This is a genomic window from Pseudomonas sp. S3E12 (assembly GCF_001702295.1).
Classification (GTDB): Bacteria; Pseudomonadota; Gammaproteobacteria; order Pseudomonadales; family Pseudomonadaceae; genus Aquipseudomonas; species Aquipseudomonas marginalis.
Window position 1 is genome coordinate 79,798 of sequence record NZ_MBDT01000003.1, and the last position, 14,989, is coordinate 94,786.

General features: G+C 62.2%; 14 protein-coding genes. 6 read left to right on the plus strand and 8 right to left on the minus strand.

Translation table 11 applies throughout. The features are described 5' to 3' along the window. Nucleotides 1-18 precede the first annotated feature (18 nt). Genes BB029_RS02345 through BB029_RS02355 form a run of 3 tightly spaced genes read right to left on the minus strand, consistent with a single transcriptional unit; the run spans nt 19 to nt 3,653 of the window. On the minus strand, nt 19-1,614 hold the full coding sequence (locus BB029_RS02345) for a GMC family oxidoreductase (protein ID WP_065938102.1): 1,596 nt from the start codon (nt 1,612-1,614) through the stop codon (nt 19-21). A gap of 37 nt (nt 1,615-1,651) precedes the next feature. Beyond that, entirely contained in the window at nt 1,652-2,197 is a 546-nt protein-coding gene (locus BB029_RS02350; RefSeq protein ID WP_065938103.1) for a twin-arginine translocation pathway signal protein, read from the minus strand. A gap of 28 nt (nt 2,198-2,225) precedes the next feature. After that, nucleotides 2,226-3,653 (minus strand): coniferyl aldehyde dehydrogenase, encoded by a 1,428-nt coding sequence (locus BB029_RS02355; RefSeq protein WP_065938104.1) that lies wholly within the window; start codon nt 3,651-3,653, stop codon nt 2,226-2,228. 146 nt (nt 3,654-3,799) lie between these two features. Between BB029_RS02355 and BB029_RS02360 the strand changes: the two genes are divergently transcribed. Together BB029_RS02360 and BB029_RS02365 are read left to right on the plus strand one after the other, a co-directional pair. Continuing rightward, nucleotides 3,800-4,471 carry a TetR/AcrR family transcriptional regulator gene (locus BB029_RS02360; RefSeq protein ID WP_065938105.1) on the plus strand — a complete coding sequence of 224 codons (672 nt, stop codon included), beginning with the start codon at nt 3,800-3,802 and terminating at the stop codon, nt 4,469-4,471. A 33-nt stretch (nt 4,472-4,504) separates the two neighbouring features. Beyond that, entirely contained in the window at nt 4,505-5,359 is an 855-nt protein-coding gene (locus BB029_RS02365; RefSeq protein ID WP_065938106.1) for a sulfurtransferase, read from the plus strand. Nucleotides 5,360-5,416: 57 nt separating this feature from the next. On the opposite strand, the gene BB029_RS02370 is transcribed toward BB029_RS02365, so the two are convergent. The 4 genes from BB029_RS02370 to BB029_RS02385 form a co-directional block, all read right to left on the minus strand. Next, entirely contained in the window at nt 5,417-6,412 is a 996-nt protein-coding gene (locus BB029_RS02370; RefSeq protein WP_027606108.1) for a hydrolase, read from the minus strand. Nucleotides 6,413-6,473: 61 nt separating this feature from the next. Further along, nucleotides 6,474-7,091, minus strand: a complete 618-nt coding sequence (gene rsmD / locus BB029_RS02375; RefSeq protein ID WP_027606107.1) for a 16S rRNA (guanine(966)-N(2))-methyltransferase RsmD — start codon at nt 7,089-7,091, stop codon at nt 6,474-6,476. Then, nucleotides 7,091-8,581, minus strand: coding sequence for a pitrilysin family protein (locus tag BB029_RS02380; RefSeq protein ID WP_065938107.1), 1,491 nt, complete (start codon nt 8,579-8,581; stop codon nt 7,091-7,093). The genes rsmD and BB029_RS02380 overlap by 1 nt, the downstream gene beginning before the upstream one ends. Next, complete coding sequence (locus tag BB029_RS02385) at nt 8,574-9,929, minus strand: pitrilysin family protein (protein ID WP_065938108.1); 1,356 nt, start codon at nt 9,927-9,929, stop codon at nt 8,574-8,576. Before BB029_RS02385 ends, BB029_RS02380 begins: the two co-directional genes overlap by 8 nt. Before the next feature lie 232 nt (nt 9,930-10,161). Here BB029_RS02385 and ftsY point away from each other — a divergent pair, with 232 nt between their 5' ends. From ftsY to rpoH, 4 genes are all read left to right on the plus strand, one after another. After that, nucleotides 10,162-11,541, plus strand: coding sequence for a signal recognition particle-docking protein FtsY (gene ftsY, locus BB029_RS02390; protein ID WP_065938109.1), 1,380 nt, complete (start codon nt 10,162-10,164; stop codon nt 11,539-11,541). Next, nucleotides 11,538-12,209 (plus strand): cell division ATP-binding protein FtsE, encoded by a 672-nt coding sequence (gene ftsE / locus BB029_RS02395; RefSeq protein WP_003213784.1) that lies wholly within the window; start codon nt 11,538-11,540, stop codon nt 12,207-12,209. The genes ftsY and ftsE overlap by 4 nt, the downstream gene beginning before the upstream one ends. After that, nucleotides 12,206-13,228, plus strand: a complete 1,023-nt coding sequence (gene ftsX / locus BB029_RS02400) for a permease-like cell division protein FtsX (RefSeq protein ID WP_065923857.1) — start codon at nt 12,206-12,208, stop codon at nt 13,226-13,228. The genes ftsE and ftsX overlap by 4 nt, the downstream gene beginning before the upstream one ends. Nucleotides 13,229-13,357: 129 nt before the next feature. Next, on the plus strand, nt 13,358-14,212 hold the full coding sequence (gene rpoH / locus BB029_RS02405) for an RNA polymerase sigma factor RpoH (protein WP_003176698.1): 855 nt from the start codon (nt 13,358-13,360) through the stop codon (nt 14,210-14,212). Between the two features lie 40 nt (nt 14,213-14,252). Here rpoH and mtgA read toward each other — a convergent pair whose 3' ends face one another. Beyond that, the gene (gene mtgA / locus BB029_RS02410) at nt 14,253-14,975 is read right to left on the minus strand and encodes a monofunctional biosynthetic peptidoglycan transglycosylase (RefSeq protein ID WP_065938110.1); all 723 of its coding nucleotides are present in this window, start codon (nt 14,973-14,975) and stop codon (nt 14,253-14,255) included. Nucleotides 14,976-14,989: the final 14 nt, after the last annotated feature.

Consider the following 14,989-nt stretch of genomic DNA (forward strand, 5'->3'; position numbering starts at 1 on the left):
CGTGAATAGCGTGTTTTTTCACGCTGTTTTCAGACGTTCGGCCAAGGCTGTCGCCAGTTGAGCGGTTAATCCGTACACCGATAATTGCGGATTGGCCCCAATACTGGTGGGGAATAACGAACCGTCGTGGATCGACAGGTTGCGCAATTGGTGATGCCGGCCAAGGCTGTCAGCTACCGCATTTTTGGGATCTTCGCCCATGGCACAGCCGCCCATCACATGGGCGCTGCCCAGGGTTGTCCGGTGCAATTCCAGATTCAAACCCTCAATGACGCTGCGTGCCTCGGCCAAGGTGTTCACGAACCGTGCGTCATGGTGCATGGGCTTGACCGACTTGGCGCCCGCCGCGAACTGGATTTCGGCCATGCTGTGGAAGGCCCGGCGCAGGCCATCCCAGGCGTAGGGCGAAACCTGATAGTCGAGCACCGGCGTACCGTCACCGCGTAAGTCCACGCTGCCGCCCTGGCTGTCGGGGTGAAAGCCGTCACGCAACAGTGCGAGCATGGCGTGGGTATGCGGCAATTGGCCCATGTCCAGGGCGTTCTGCGTGCCATAGCCGCCGAACAAGGTGCTGGCCAATGCTGGATGCAAGGGCGGCGCCTCAAGCTTGTAGGACATTTTGCCGGTGGTGCCGTCCTGCCACTGGAAATGGTCGGAGTAGATCGACTGCGGCGCGCCGTAGAACGGGTTGATCACCTCGTCGAACAATGCGGCGGAGAAGTTCACCAAGTGCAAAAAGGTCCGCTTGCCCAGCCGCGAATGCGGGTCGGGCGCATCCGAGCGCATCAGTAGCGCCGGGCTATTGATGCCGCCGCCCGACAGCACGTAATGCTTGGCCTTCACTGTGATCTTGCGCCCGGTAGGCGCCACGCAGCGCGCGTCCATCGCTACGCATTCCAGGCTGCTGATGGTGTCGCCGCTGTATTTGAGCTGCTCGGCGCGGGCCAGGTACAGCAGCTCGCCGCCTTTTTCCAAGGTGGACGGGATGGTGGTCACCAGCATCGACTGCTTGGCGTTGACCGGGCAGCCCATGCCGCAATAACCCAGGTTGAAGCAGCCACGGACGTTGCGTGGGATCACATGCCAGCTGTAGCCGAGCTTTTCGCAGCCTTTGCGGATCACATCATTGTTGGCATTCGGGGGGATGGCCCATGGTGCGATGCCCAGGCGCTGCTCCATCTTTTCGAACCACGGTGCCATCTCTGCACTGCTGTGGCCTTTTACCGCGTACTCGCTGGCCCAATGGCTGAGGGTGGCGTCCGGGGTGCGGAAGCTGGAGGTCCAGTTGATCAGCGTGGTACCGCCCACCGCGCGGCCCTGCAGGATGGTGATCGCGCCGTCCTTGCTCATGCGGCCGATGCCTTCCTGATACAGGCTGGCATAGGCCTCGTCCTCCAGCAGCTTGAAGTCGCTGCTGGTCTTGAGCGGGCCTTCTTCGATCAGCAGCACTTTGTAGCCGGCGGCGCTGAGGATCTCGGCAGTGGTGCCGCCACCGGCACCGCTGCCGATGATGGCCACGTCGGCTTCCAGGGTCAGGTCGCTGTCGAGGGCGGCGCCATTGTGGGTTTTCCAGCCGCGGGCCAGGCCGTCGCGGAACAGATCGGGTACGGGCATCAGGGTCGTCTCTTGTTTTTATTGTGAGGGATGCAAATCAGATCTTCGGCGGGCCGGGGTAGCCGCAATGCGCCCAGGATTCGGGCCGGAAGTACCAGGCCATGATCACCAGCTTGAGCAGCGAGCCCTGGCCCATGCGCAGCAGGTTCAGGTAGCTGTTTTCCCAGCGGTGCAGGAAGTTGCGGATCTGCTCCGCGCTGGCGTTTTCCCAGCTGCCCCAGATGCCGGTCAACGGTCCGCGCGTAATGCCCATGCCGAGCACATCGAACAGCTGCTGGGTGAGCTTGAACATCTCCGGCGACAGGTGCTGCAGGCTGTAGTCGAGTTTTTTCAACGTGTCTTCAATCCCGGCGACCACATCCTGGGCGCTGGCCACGCCTTCGAGCAGCACCGGGATCACCGCGCGCAGAAACGGCAGGTCGCTGCTGCGCAACATTGCAAAGCCGCTGGCCGGGGTGCTGCTGGAACAGCCGCTGAGGCTGGCGCCCAGCCCGGCCGTGGCCAGGAAAGCGCTGGCACACAGGCCGATTTTCAAGACGCCGCGCCGCGACAGCGCGGGTGAATCCGTGAGGCTAGGGTTCATTGTTATTGTTATCCCGTGGGTGGCGGTGTCAGCGGACAAACAGCTTCTGGATCAGTTTCTGGATCGATTTGCCGTAGGGCGGGTAGATCAATTTCGCCGCGTTCAGGCGCTGTTTCACCAGCACACCCTTGGCTTTGCTGAACGTCAGGAACCCTTCATGGCCGTGGTAGTGGCCCATGCCCGAGGGGCCGATGCCGCCAAAGGGCATGTCGTCCTGGGCCACGTGCAGGAGGGTGTCGTTCAGGCAGACACCGCCGGAATGGGTCTCGTGGAGGACCCGGTCCTGCTCGCGCTTGTTGTAGCCGAAGTAATACAGGGCCAGCGGGCGAGGGCGCTGGTTGATGTAGGCAAAGGCTTGGTCGATGCCGCGATAAGGCACGATCGGCAGCACCGGGCCGAATATTTCGTCCTGCATCACGGTCATGTCATCGCTGACATTCAGCAGCAGGCTATGGGCCATGCGCCGTGCCTGGCCCTGGTCGTACAGCGGGATCAGGGTGGCGCCCTTGTCGGTGGCGTCCTTGACGTAGGCATTGAGCCGGGCCAATTGACGCTCATTGATGATGGCGGTGTAGTCCGGGTTGTCGGCCAGCGTCGGATAAAACCCGCGAACCGCCTTGCTGTAGGCCTCGACGAAACCCTCCACGCGGTCCTCCGGCACCAGCACGTAGTCCGGTGCCACGCAGGTTTGCCCGGCGTTCAAGGCTTTACCGAAGGCGATGCGTTCGGCGGCGTCCTTGAGCGGTACGTCGGCGGAGACAATGGCCGGCGACTTGCCGCCCAGTTCCAGGGTGACCGGCGTGAGGTGTTCGGCAGCGGCGCGCATTACGTGCTTGCCGATACTGGTCGCGCCGGTAAACAGCAGGTGATCGAAGCGCAGCTTGGAAAACGCCATGCCCACCTCGGCCTCGCCGAGCACCACGCACACCAGGTCCTCGGGGAAAATCCTCGCCAGTAACGCCTTGAGCAGTTCGCCGGTAGCGGGCGTGGATTCGCTGAGCTTGAGCATCACCCGGTTGCCTGCCGCCAACGCACCGACCAGTGGGCCGATGGCCAGGTACAGCGGGTAGTTCCACGGCACGATCACGCCGACCACGCCCAGGGGTTGGTAAATGACTTTGGCTGACGCGGGTTGGAAGGCCAGGCCTACAGCGCGGCGGGAAGGTTTCATCCAGCCCTTGAGGTGTTTACTGGCGTAGTGAATGCCATGCAGGCTGGGCATCAGTTCGGCGAACAGGGTTTCGTCGGCGCTGCGCTGGCTGAAATCCTGGCTGATGGCATGGATCAGTGCCTGGCGCTCGTCACTGAGCACATCCCGCAAGGCCTTCAGCCATTGCTGGCGCTGTGCGGCTGGCGGCATCGGGTTGGCGGCGTAGGCGCGGCGTTGGGCGTCGAACAGGTCCTGGAGTTGATCCAGCACCTGGGCATCTTGCAGGTAGGCAACGTTGGCAGACATGGCGCAGCACCGATTGTTATTGGTCTGCGTGGATTTTTAGAGTCATTACTCTAAATTGTCAAATAACATTGCAGCAACATGCAGATTTATCCTGGCAAGGATAGGCCGTAAGATGCCCTATCACGTGTACAGAAGCTGATTCCCCTATGGCACCACGAGTAAAGACCAGCGAGCGTATTGTGCAAACCAGCCTGGAGCTTTTTAACCAGCAGGGCGAGCGCAGTATCAGCACCAACCATATCGCCGCCCATATGGAAATTTCGCCGGGCAACCTGTACTACCACTTCCCCAACAAGCAAGCGATCATCTCCGTGCTGTTTCGCGAATATGAAGCGTTGGTGGACAGTTTCCTGCGTCCGCCCCAGGGGCGGGCCATGGTGGTGGAAGACAAGCGCTTTTATCTCCAGGCCGTACTGGCCGGTATGTGGCGCTACCGTTTTCTGCACCGCGACCTTGAACACCTGCTGGAGAGCGACCCGGAGCTGGCCACCGGCTATCGGCGTTTTTCCCAGCGTTGCCTGATCCAGGGCGGCGCCATCTACCAGGGGTTTGTCGATGCGGGCATCCTGAATATGGACCCGGTGCAAACCGAAGCCCTGACCCTCAATGCCTGGATCATCCTCACCTCCTGGGTGCGTTTCCTGTGCACCACCAATGAAAATTCCACCCACCTGAGTGCCGAAGCCATCAAGCGCGGGGTGTATCAGGTGCTGGTGCTGGAGGCGGGCTTTGTCACGCCCCAGGCAAAAGAAGCGGTGGATGCACTGTTCAAAGAGTTTTACGTGCCGTTGAACCAGGCACTGGAAGAAGTGAAGTAGGACCTTTCCCGAATCTGTTCACAGGAGTCCGTCATGCCGCTTGCCCAACTGATCAGCCCCCAGCAATTGGCCGAGCGCCAGACGTCGGCGGGGCTGGTGATCCTGGATTGCCGTTTTGCCCTGGAAGACCCGGATTACGGGCGTTGCAGCTACGCCGAAGGGCATATCGAGGGTGCGCAATATGCCGACCTGGAGCGCAATCTCAGCGGGCCAGTGATCAAAGGTGTGACCGGGCGTCACCCGTTGCCGGCGGCGGGCACCTTCGCCGAGCAATTGCGAGCCTGGGGTATCCATGCTGACACCGATATCGTGCTGTATGACGACGGCCCTGGCGCCTATGCAGCTCGTGCCTGGTGGCTGCTGGCCTGGCTGGGCAAGCGTGACGGTGTGTTTATCCTGGACGGCGGCCTCAAGGCCTGGCATGCCGCGGGTTTCCCGTTGAGCCTGGACGCGCCGGTAACCGAGCGTGGGACTTTCGATGGCGCGCCGGACAATCACCTGCTGCTGGATGCCGAACATCTGCAAAAACGCCTGGGCCAACCCGGCCTGACCCTGATCGATGCCCGCGCCCAGGCGCGTTTTCGCGGTGAAGTTGAGCCCATTGATCCGATTGCCGGGCATATCCCCGGTGCGCAATGTGCGGCGTTCAACGAAAACCTGGGCAGTGACGGGCGTTTCCTGCCGGCCGAGCAACTCAAGCAGCGCTTCGCCGCGCAGTTGCAGGGGCGCTCGCCGGAGGAACTGGTGGCGTATTGCGGCTCGGGCGTGACGGCCTGCCACAACCTGTTCGCCCTGAGCCTGGCGGGTTACCCGTTGGGCAAGTTGTATGCGGGGTCGTGGAGCGAGTGGATTACCGATCCGACACGGGCAATTGCTACGGGGGACTGAGTTCCCGGCCGTGTAAACCCAATCCTAATATGGGAGGGGCTTATCCCTCCCACATGTTTAACCGTGTCGTGCCAATAACCATTGTGGGATGCGCCGCTCCAGGTAGTAGCCTGGGCGTTTCAGCGAGCCATCGACGAAGCCCACGTGCCCGCCCTTGGCCGTCAGCTCAAACTCGGTGCACGCCGACAGCTCACTGGCCTCGGGCAAGCTGTGGGCGAATACGAACGGGTCGTCGGCCGCCTGGATAATCAGCGTCGGTGTGCGGATCGCGCCCAGGTAGTAGCGACTCGACGCGCGACGGTAATAGTCCTCGGCACTCAAGAACCCATGCAGCGGCGCGGTAACCCGGCCGTCGAAGTCCCAGAAGGTGCGCATCTTCTCCAGCGAGCCAAGCGCTTCCAGGGTTTTCAGCCCGTCCGCGCGGCCATCCTGTAAAAAACGGCGTTGTTTGACGCGGATATACGCGAGCATTTCACCCATGAAGTGCTTTTGATAAATCCGCGAGAAACCTATCCCGATCCGGTCTGCACACTGATCCAGGCGAAATGGCACCGATACCGCCGCTGCGCCTTGCAGCCCGGACGCCTCGCCGGTTTCCCCCAGGTGCTTGAGCAGCACATTGCCCCCCAGCGAATAACCCACCGCATACAGCGGCGCCAACGGCCGCTTGGCGCGCAGGTGCGCAATCGCGGCGGCGAGGTCTTCGCTGGCGCCTGAGTGATAGCTGCGTGCCAACAGGTTGGGCTCGCCCGAACAGCCGCGCCAGTTCAAGGCCGCACTGGCCCAGCCTTGGGCGCCGAGGACTTTTTGCAGGCCGGCCACATAGGGGGAATTGGATGAGCCGGTCAGCCCGTGCAGCACCAGCACCAACGGCGCCTGCGCGTCATGGGGGCCATGCCAGTCGAGGTCGAGAAAGTCGCCGTCTTCCAGCCACAGGCGTTCGCGTTGGCGCTCGATATGGGTAGTCGGCCGCCACAGCGGCCCCCACAGCGTTTGCAGGTGAGGGTTGCCGAGGCCGAAGGCGGGGGTGAACTGGTCGGAGGACGGTGTCATGACACTCTCAGTTTTGAGCTGACTCACTGTCTGTGGTGAGCGGGCTTGCTCACCACAGATTTTAAGCGACGCTTTCGACCAATCGATGCCACAACGCGTAATACACACGACCGGATTTCTGCTCCCGGTGCAGGCGCCAGGCGCCCGGCAAACCCAGGGTAGACGGCGCGGTCTCGCTTTCAGTGTAGATCCACGCATCCGGCGCCAGCCATTGGCGCTCTTCGAGCAAGGCGCACACGGTCGGCAACAGGTTCTGGTTGAACGGTGGGTCGAGGAACACCACGTCGTAGGCGCTGGGCGCCTGGGTTTCCAGGTAGCGCAGGGCGTCGGCGGTCTGCACCTGGCCATTGGTGCAGCGCAGGGTGCCCAGGTGTTCCTTGAGGCTGGACACCGCGACATTGCTCGCATCCAGCGCCTGGGCCTGGGCCGCGCCACGGGACAGCGCCTCCAGGAACAGCGCGCCACTGCCGGCGAACGGGTCCAGCACCTTGGCGCCGGCAATGTACGGCGCCAGCCAGTTGAACAGGGTTTCACGCACGCGGTCCGGCGTCGGGCGCAGGCCCACGACGTCGGGGAAGCTCAGCTTGCGGCTGCCCCATTCGCCGCCAATGATGCGCAGTTGGCCCACACCGTTATGCACGTTGTGGACAGGTTTTTTCGGGCGAGATGAACTGGCCATTAATGCTCCGGAACCCCGAGCGGCTGCTCGGCAGGTTTATCAGTGGGGGGCGGTAGTGGCTTTTGCGCAGTCGTTGGGCCGGCGGTCACGATGACCATCTTGTCGGCGCTCAAGTGTTTGTTCAAGGCAGCCTTGACCTGCTCTACGGTCAGGGCCTGGGATTGTTTCATGAAATCTTCCAGATAGCTCAGCGGCAGGTTGTAGAAACCCATGGCGCCCAGCTGCCCGACGATGTCGGCGTTGCTGGCGGTGGACAGCGGGAAGCTGCCGGCCAGCTCGCGCTTGGCGTCATCCAGCTCCTTTTGCGTCGGGCCGGTCTTGAGATAGTCGGCCAGCACGTCTTCGACCAGGCGCAGGGTGCCGCCGCTCATTTCGGCGCGGGTCTGCAGGTTGATCATGAACGGGCCACGCACTTGCATCGGCGAGAAGCCCGAGTAAACACCGTAGGTCAGGCCGCGTTTCTCGCGCACTTCGCTCATCAAGCGGGTGCCGAAGCCACCGCCGCCGAGGATCTGGTTGCCCAGGGACAGGGCTGCGTAGTCCGGGTCGGCGCGGTCGATGCCCAATTGGGCGAACAGCAGGTGAGTCTGTTTGGACGGGAACTCGATATGGCTCAGGCCGGCCTTGGGCTCGGTTGGCTGGGCGATCTTCGCCATGGCCGGGCCCTTGGGCAGCGCGGCCGACACCTTGGCCGTCATTGCTTCGGCTTCGGCGCGGGTCAAGTCGCCGACCACGGCAATCACTGCATTACCCGCCGCATAAGCCTTGGCGTGGAACGCCTGCAACTGCGCGAGGGTAATCTTCGGAACGCTTTGCGGCGTGCCTTCACTCGGGTGAGCGTAGGGGTGATCGCCGTACAGGCGCTTGAACAGCTCCAGGCTCGCCAGCTTACCGGGGTTCTGCTTCTGGTATTCAAAGCCGGCGAGGATCTGGTTCTTGATCCGCGCCAGGGAGTCGGCGGGGAAGGTCGGCTTGCCGATCACCTCGTCAAACAGCGCCAGGGCGGCCTCGCGTTTAGCGCTGTCGCTGAGGCTGCGCAGGGACACCAACGCCATATCGCGATAAGCGCCATTGCCAAAGTCGGCGCCCAGGCCTTCAAAACCACTGGCAATCTGGCTCACATCCTTGCCCGGTACACCTTCGTTGAGCATGGCGTTGGTCATCAGCGCCAGGCCCGGCACGTTGCCGTCCTGGCTGCTACCGGCGGCGAACAGGATGCGCATGTCGAACATCGGCAGTTCATGGGCTTCGACAAACAGCACCTTGGCGCCTTCGGCGGTGGTCCAGGTTTGCACGTCGAGCTTGCGGTTGGTCGGCGCCTTGCCGTCCAGCTCCGCCAGGGATTGCAGTTTGTTGGTCGATTGAGCCTTGTCCAATGCCTGGCTGGCGACGGAGTCACTCGGGCGCAGGAAGTACACGGCGCTCGCCGCGATCAGGGTGACGACGATCAGGCCCGGCAGGATCAGGCGGCTGCTTTTGCGATCACTCATGAGCGGTCTCCTCAGGCAAAACATGGGCGACGCTCAGACGTTCGCGGGTGAAATAGGTGCGCGCGGCCTTCTGGATATCTTCCGGGGTCACGCTTTGCAGGTCGGCCAGTTCGGTGTCCATGAGTTTCCAGGACAGGCCCACGGTTTCCAGGGAGCCAATGGCCGTGGCCTGGCTGGTGATGGAATCGCGTTGGTACACCAGGCCGGCGATGACCTGGGCACGGATGCGTTCCAGTTCTTCGGCGGTCGGTGGCTTGGCCTTCAGCTCTTCCAGCAGGCGCCACAGGCCGGCTTCGGCTTGGGCAACGGTTTTCTTCTTTTGCTGGTTCGGGGTGGCCGAGAGGGTGAACAGGCTGTCGCCCCGGGTGTAGGCGTCGTAGTTGGTGGACGCGGCGGATACCAGCTCTTCGCCACGCTCCAACTGCTCGGAGATCCGTGCGCTGTAGCCACCGTCCAGCAGGGCCGAGATCAGGCGCAGGGCCTGGACCGAACGCTTGTCTTCGGCGGTGGCCAGGCCAGGTACGTTGAAGCCCAGGATCACGCTCGGCAATTGGGTCTGCACATGCATGGTCAGCAGGCGCTCGCCGGGCTCGGCCAGCTCCATCGGAACCTTGGCGGGCGGTACCTCACGCTTGGGGATCGGGCCGAAGTAGCGCTGGGCCAGGTTTTTTACCTCGTCCGGGGTGACGTCGCCGACCACCACCAACGTGGCGTTGTTCGGTACATACCAGGACTGGTACCAGTGGCGCAGTTCCTCGACCTTCATGCGGTCGAGGTCGGCCATCCAGCCGATGGTCGGGGTGTGATAGCCGCTGGCCGGGAAGGCCATCGCCTTGAAGCGCTCGAAGGCCTTGGACATCGGGTTGTCGTCGGTGCGCAGGCGGCGTTCTTCCTTGATCACCTCGATTTCGCGGCTGAACTCGTCGGCCGGCAGGCGCAGGCTGGCCATGCGGTCGGCTTCCAGCTCAAAGGCAACGCCCAGGCGGTCACGGGCCAGCACCTGGTAGTAGGCGGTGTAGTCATCGCTGGTGAAGGCGTTTTCTTCGGCGCCCAGGTCACGCAGGATCAGCGAGGCTTCGCCGGGGCCGACCTTGGCGCTGCCCTTGAACATCATGTGCTCCAGGGCGTGGGATAAACCGGTCTGGCCCGGGGTTTCATAGCTCGAACCGACCTTGTACCAGACCTGGGAAACCACCACCGGCGCGCGATGGTCTTCGCGCACGACCACCTTGAGGCCGTTATCCAGGGTGAATTCATGGGTGGGTTGTGGGTCGGCAGCCAAGGCTGAAAGGGGCAGACAAACTGTACTGAACAGCAGGCCTGCGGCGTGGCGGGCTAGAGCATTCATTCGTTTTTAAACCTGTTGGGCTGCCCGCTTGGTCTTAGCGTCGGCGGGCGAGGAGGTGCTAGGATACTGATCCGACCTAGGGACGGCCACTATGGCTGTCTTGTTAAGGCCCTATTTAGGCCTTACAAAATGTTGCGCATGAACGAGCTGGCTAAAAAACAGTCTGTTACGCATCGAATTTTATTTACCGATGCGCCCCTTGGCGCGTCGCTACCTTGAGATAGCCGTCTCCATGTTTGGTTCCAACGACGACAAGAAGACCCCAGCTGCGGCTGGCGAGAAGAAAGGCCTGTTCGGATGGCTGCGCAAAAAGCCGCAGGAAACCGTCGCTGAACAGCCACAGGTTCAAGCTGAGCCGATCCCCGAGCCTATAGTAGAAGCCGAGCCCGTTGCCGAAGCGCCGGCGCCGGTGGTGTTGCCGATGGCTGAGCCGGTGTTGCAGCCGGTGGCCGAGGTGGAGCCTGAGCCCGAACACAAGCCGTGGCCTGAGCTGCCGGTGCCCGAAGAGCCTGTGGCGCTGGTTGAAGATGTGCAGGCCGAGCATGTGGTGCCGCCGATTCCGGTGACCGTTGAGCCACAGCCGGTCGTTGTCGAAGCTCCCGCCCCCGTGCCCGCGCTCGTCGAGCCGGTGGTTGCCGCTCCCGCCGTCGTCGAAGCGCCCGTCGCCTCCACCGAAACCAGCAAGACCGGCTTCTTCGCCCGCCTCAAGCAAGGCCTGAGCAAGACCAGCGCCAGCATCGGCGAAGGCATGGCCAGCCTGTTCCTCGGCAAGAAGGTGATCGACGATGAGCTGCTGGAAGACATCGAAACCCGCCTGCTGACCGCCGACGTGGGCGTCGAAGCCACCGCCGTGATCATCCAGAGCCTGACCCAGAAGGTCGCGCGCAAGCAGTTGACCGATGCCGACGCCCTCTACAAATCCTTGCAGGCCGAACTGGCTGCGATGCTCAAGCCTGTTGAGGCGCCGCTGGTGATCACCCCGAACAAGCCGTTCGTGATCCTGGTCGTGGGCGTCAACGGCGCCGGCAAGACCACCACGATCGGCAAACTGGCCAAGAAGCTGCAGTCGGAAGGCAAGAAAGTCATGCTCGCCGCCGGCGATACCTTCCGCGCCGCTGCCGTCGAGCAATTGCAGGTCTGGGGGGAGCGCAACACGATCCCGGTCATCGCCCAGCACACCGGTGCCGATTCCGCCTCGGTGATCTTCGACGCCGTGCAAGCCGCCAAGGCTCGTAACATCGACGTGCTGATCGCGGATACCGCCGGTCGCCTGCACACCAAAGACAACCTGATGGAAGAGCTGAAGAAAGTCCGCCGCGTGATCGGCAAGCTCGACGCAGACGCCCCGCACGAAGTGCTGCTGGTGCTTGACGCCGGTACCGGGCAGAACGCCATCAGCCAGGCCAAGCAATTCAACCAGACGGTCCAGCTGACCGGCCTGGCCTTGACTAAGCTCGACGGCACGGCCAAGGGCGGCGTGATCTTCGCCCTGGCCAAGCAGTTCGGGTTGCCGATTCGTTATATCGGCGTCGGTGAAGGCATCGACGACCTGCGCACCTTTGAAGCCGAACCCTTTGTCCAGGCACTGTTTGCCGAGCGGGAGCGTTCATGATTCGATTCGAACAGGTCGGTAAACGCTATGCCAACGGGCATGTGGGCTTGCATGAGCTGAGCTTTCGAGTGCGTCGCGGCGAGTTCTTGTTTGTCACCGGTCACTCGGGGGCCGGCAAGAGTACGCTGTTGCGCCTGCTGCTGGCCATGGAACGCCCGACCACGGGCAAGTTGCTGCTGGCGGGCCAGGACCTGGCTACCATCAGCAATGCGCAGATCCCGTTCCTGCGCCGCCAGATCGGCGTGGTGTTCCAGAACCACCAGTTGCTGTTCGATCGTACGGTGTTCAACAACATTGCCCTGCCGTTGCAGATTCTTGGGCTGTCCAAGGCCGAAATCGTCAAGCGTGTGGATTCGGCCCTGGAGCGCGTGGCGCTGTCGGACAAGACCGACCTCTACCCCGGCGACCTGTCCACCGGCCAGCAACAGCGCGTCGGCATTGCCCGCGCCATCGTCCATCGCCCGGCCTTGCTGCTGGCGGACGAACCCACCGGTAACCTCGACCCGCGCCTGGCGGCCGAGATCATGGGCGTATTCGAAGACATCAACCGTCTGGGCACCAGCGTACTGATCGCCAGCCATGACCTGGCGCTGATCGCCCGCATGCGCCATCGCATGCTGACCCTGCAACGCGGTCGCCTGATCGGTGACGGGGAGGCTGGCGTATGAGTGCAACACGTAGCCCCAAGGTTTCCGAGCGCGTGGCGCCGAAACCGGCTGATCCGCAGCCGAAAAAGAAAAAACATGACGATGACGATGGCCCGGACTTCAGCACCCTGCTGCGCGCCTGGATCGAAAGCCATCGCGCCAGCCTGCTGGACAGCCTGCGTCGCCTGGGCAAGCAGCCGATCGGCAGCTTTTTTACCTGCCTGGTGATGGCCGTGGCCCTGAGCCTGCCGATGGGCTTGTCGCTGCTGCTTAATAATGTCGAGCGCCTGGGCGGTTCGTGGCAGCGTGCGGCACAGATTTCCCTGTACCTGAACCTGGATGCCAGCACCAAGGAAGGCGAAGCGCTACGGGACGATATCAAGAACATGCCGGGCGTCGCGGACGCCGAGTACGTCAGTCGCGATCAGGCACTTGAGGAGTTCCAGCAGCAGTCCGGCCTGGGCGAAGCGCTCAAGGAGCTGCCGCAGAACCCGTTGCCGGGCGTGGTGCTGGTGACGCCGAATGAAGTCGACAAGGCGGGCCTTGAAGCCCTGCGACAAAAACTCGCAGAGATGCCGAAGGTGCAACAGGCGCAACTTGATCTAGTCTGGGTGGAGCGCCTGGCGGCGATCCTCAAGCTGGGCGATCGGTTTGTGTTCGGCCTGACAGTGCTGTTGGTGTCTGCATTACTTTTGGTGATAGGTAATACCATTCGTCTTCATATTGAAAACCGTCGCACCGAGATAGAAGTGATTAAACTGGTCGGCGGCACGGACAGCTATGTGCGTCGGCCTTTTCTGTACATGGGCGCGCTTTATGGCCTGGGTGCGGGGATTTTGTCCTGGGGCGTGCTGGCGTTCGGCCTTAACTGGCTGAACGACGCGGTTGTCGGGCTTGCCGGCTTGTACGGCAGCGATTTTGCCCTGGCCGGGGTGCCGGTTGCCGATGGTCTGTCGCTCTTGCTTGGCGCGGTATTGTTGGGTTATATCGGTGCCTGGATTGCGGTCGCACGGCATTTACGCGAGCTGGCACCGAAGTAGTTAATGTCAGGGTAATGTGGTTTCGTTTGTATTGACCGTATCAGTGGTTTAGGGAACTTGTCCTACGGTTCCCGGTCAATTTTCGCAGTGCTGAACTGCACGAGTTATGTGAGTCGGAGGTTTTTTCGTATGACCACTTCTTTGCAACCTGCTTATGCCTTGGTCCCGGGTGCGAACCTGGAAGCCTATGTGCACACGGTCAACAGCATTCCATTGCTGACGCCCGAGCAGGAGCGTGAACTGGCCGAGAGTCTCTACTATGAGCAGGATTTGGGGGCGGCTCGGCAGATGGTGCTCGCCCACCTGCGTTTTGTCGTACATATCGCCCGTAGCTATAGCGGCTACGGCCTGGCCCAGGCTGACCTGATCCAGGAAGGCAACGTCGGCCTGATGAAGGCTGTAAAGCGCTTCAACCCTGAGATGGGCGTGCGCCTGGTGTCGTTTGCCGTGCACTGGATCAAGGCGGAAATCCACGAGTTCATCCTGCGCAACTGGCGCATCGTGAAAGTCGCGACCACCAAGGCCCAACGCAAGCTGTTCTTCAACCTGCGCAGCCAGAAAAAACGCCTGGCGTGGCTGAACAACGAGGAAGTCCACCGCGTGGCCGAAAGCCTCGGCGTGGAGCCCCGTGAAGTGCGCGAGATGGAAAGCCGCCTGACCGGCCATGACATGGCCTTCGACCCGGCCGCCGAAGCGGACGACGACAGTGCTTTCCAATCGCCGGCCAACTACCTGGAAGACCACCGGTACGACCCGGCGCGTCAACTGGAAGACGCCGACTGGAGCGACAACTCCAACCACAACCTGCACGAAGCGCTGGAAGTGCTGGACGACCGTAGCCGTGACATCCTCTACCAGCGCTGGCTGGCGGAAGAAAAAGCCACGCTGCACGACCTGGCGCAGAAGTACAACGTGTCGGCCGAGCGCATTCGTCAGCTTGAGAAAAGCGCAATGAACAAGCTGAAGTTGTCGATCGCCGCCTGAACATGTGGGAGGGGGTAAGCCCCTCCCACATTTGTTTGTATCAGTCGGACCAAGGTGCTTTGCGGGAATTGTTCAGTTCCACCAGGTAACCCTCTCCGCCCAGCTGGCTCATCTGCTGGCGAATCCATGCCGCCCTTCGCGCCACATACGCGGTCGGATGGCTGGCACTCCACACCCGTGGATTAGGCAACACCGCCGCCAGGTAGCTGGCCTGCTGCCGGGACAACCCCTTGGCACTCACGCCAAAGTGATGTCGCGCCGCCGCTTCTGCGCCAAACACGCCTTCATCCCATTCCACGCTGTTGAGGTACACCTCAAGAATCCGCTGCTTGGGCCACAACACCTCGATCAGCCCGGTAAACCAGGCTTCCAGGCCTTTGCGCAAATAACTGCGACCCGCCCACAGGAACAGGTTTTTCGACACCTGCTGGCTCAGCGTGCTCGCGCCCCGGATCGAACCGCCGCGCTCGTTGTGCAGGAGCGCCGCCTGGATCGCGCCGAAATCAAAGCCCCAGTGCTGTGGGAAACGTTGGTCTTCACCGGCCATCACCGCCACTTTCAGGTCGTCGGAGATCTCGTCCCACGGCACCCAGGTGCGTTGCAGGTCAATGGGTTCGCCGTCGAACCAGGATTCGACCTTGCGTTCCACCATCAGCGCGGTAAAGGGCGGCGGGACGACACGGAACAGCAGCACCAGCAGAACACTGCCAATGGCAAACCATTTCACGACGGTGAGAAAGCGTTTGAAGAGGACACGCAGCATAGAGATGGCTTGGC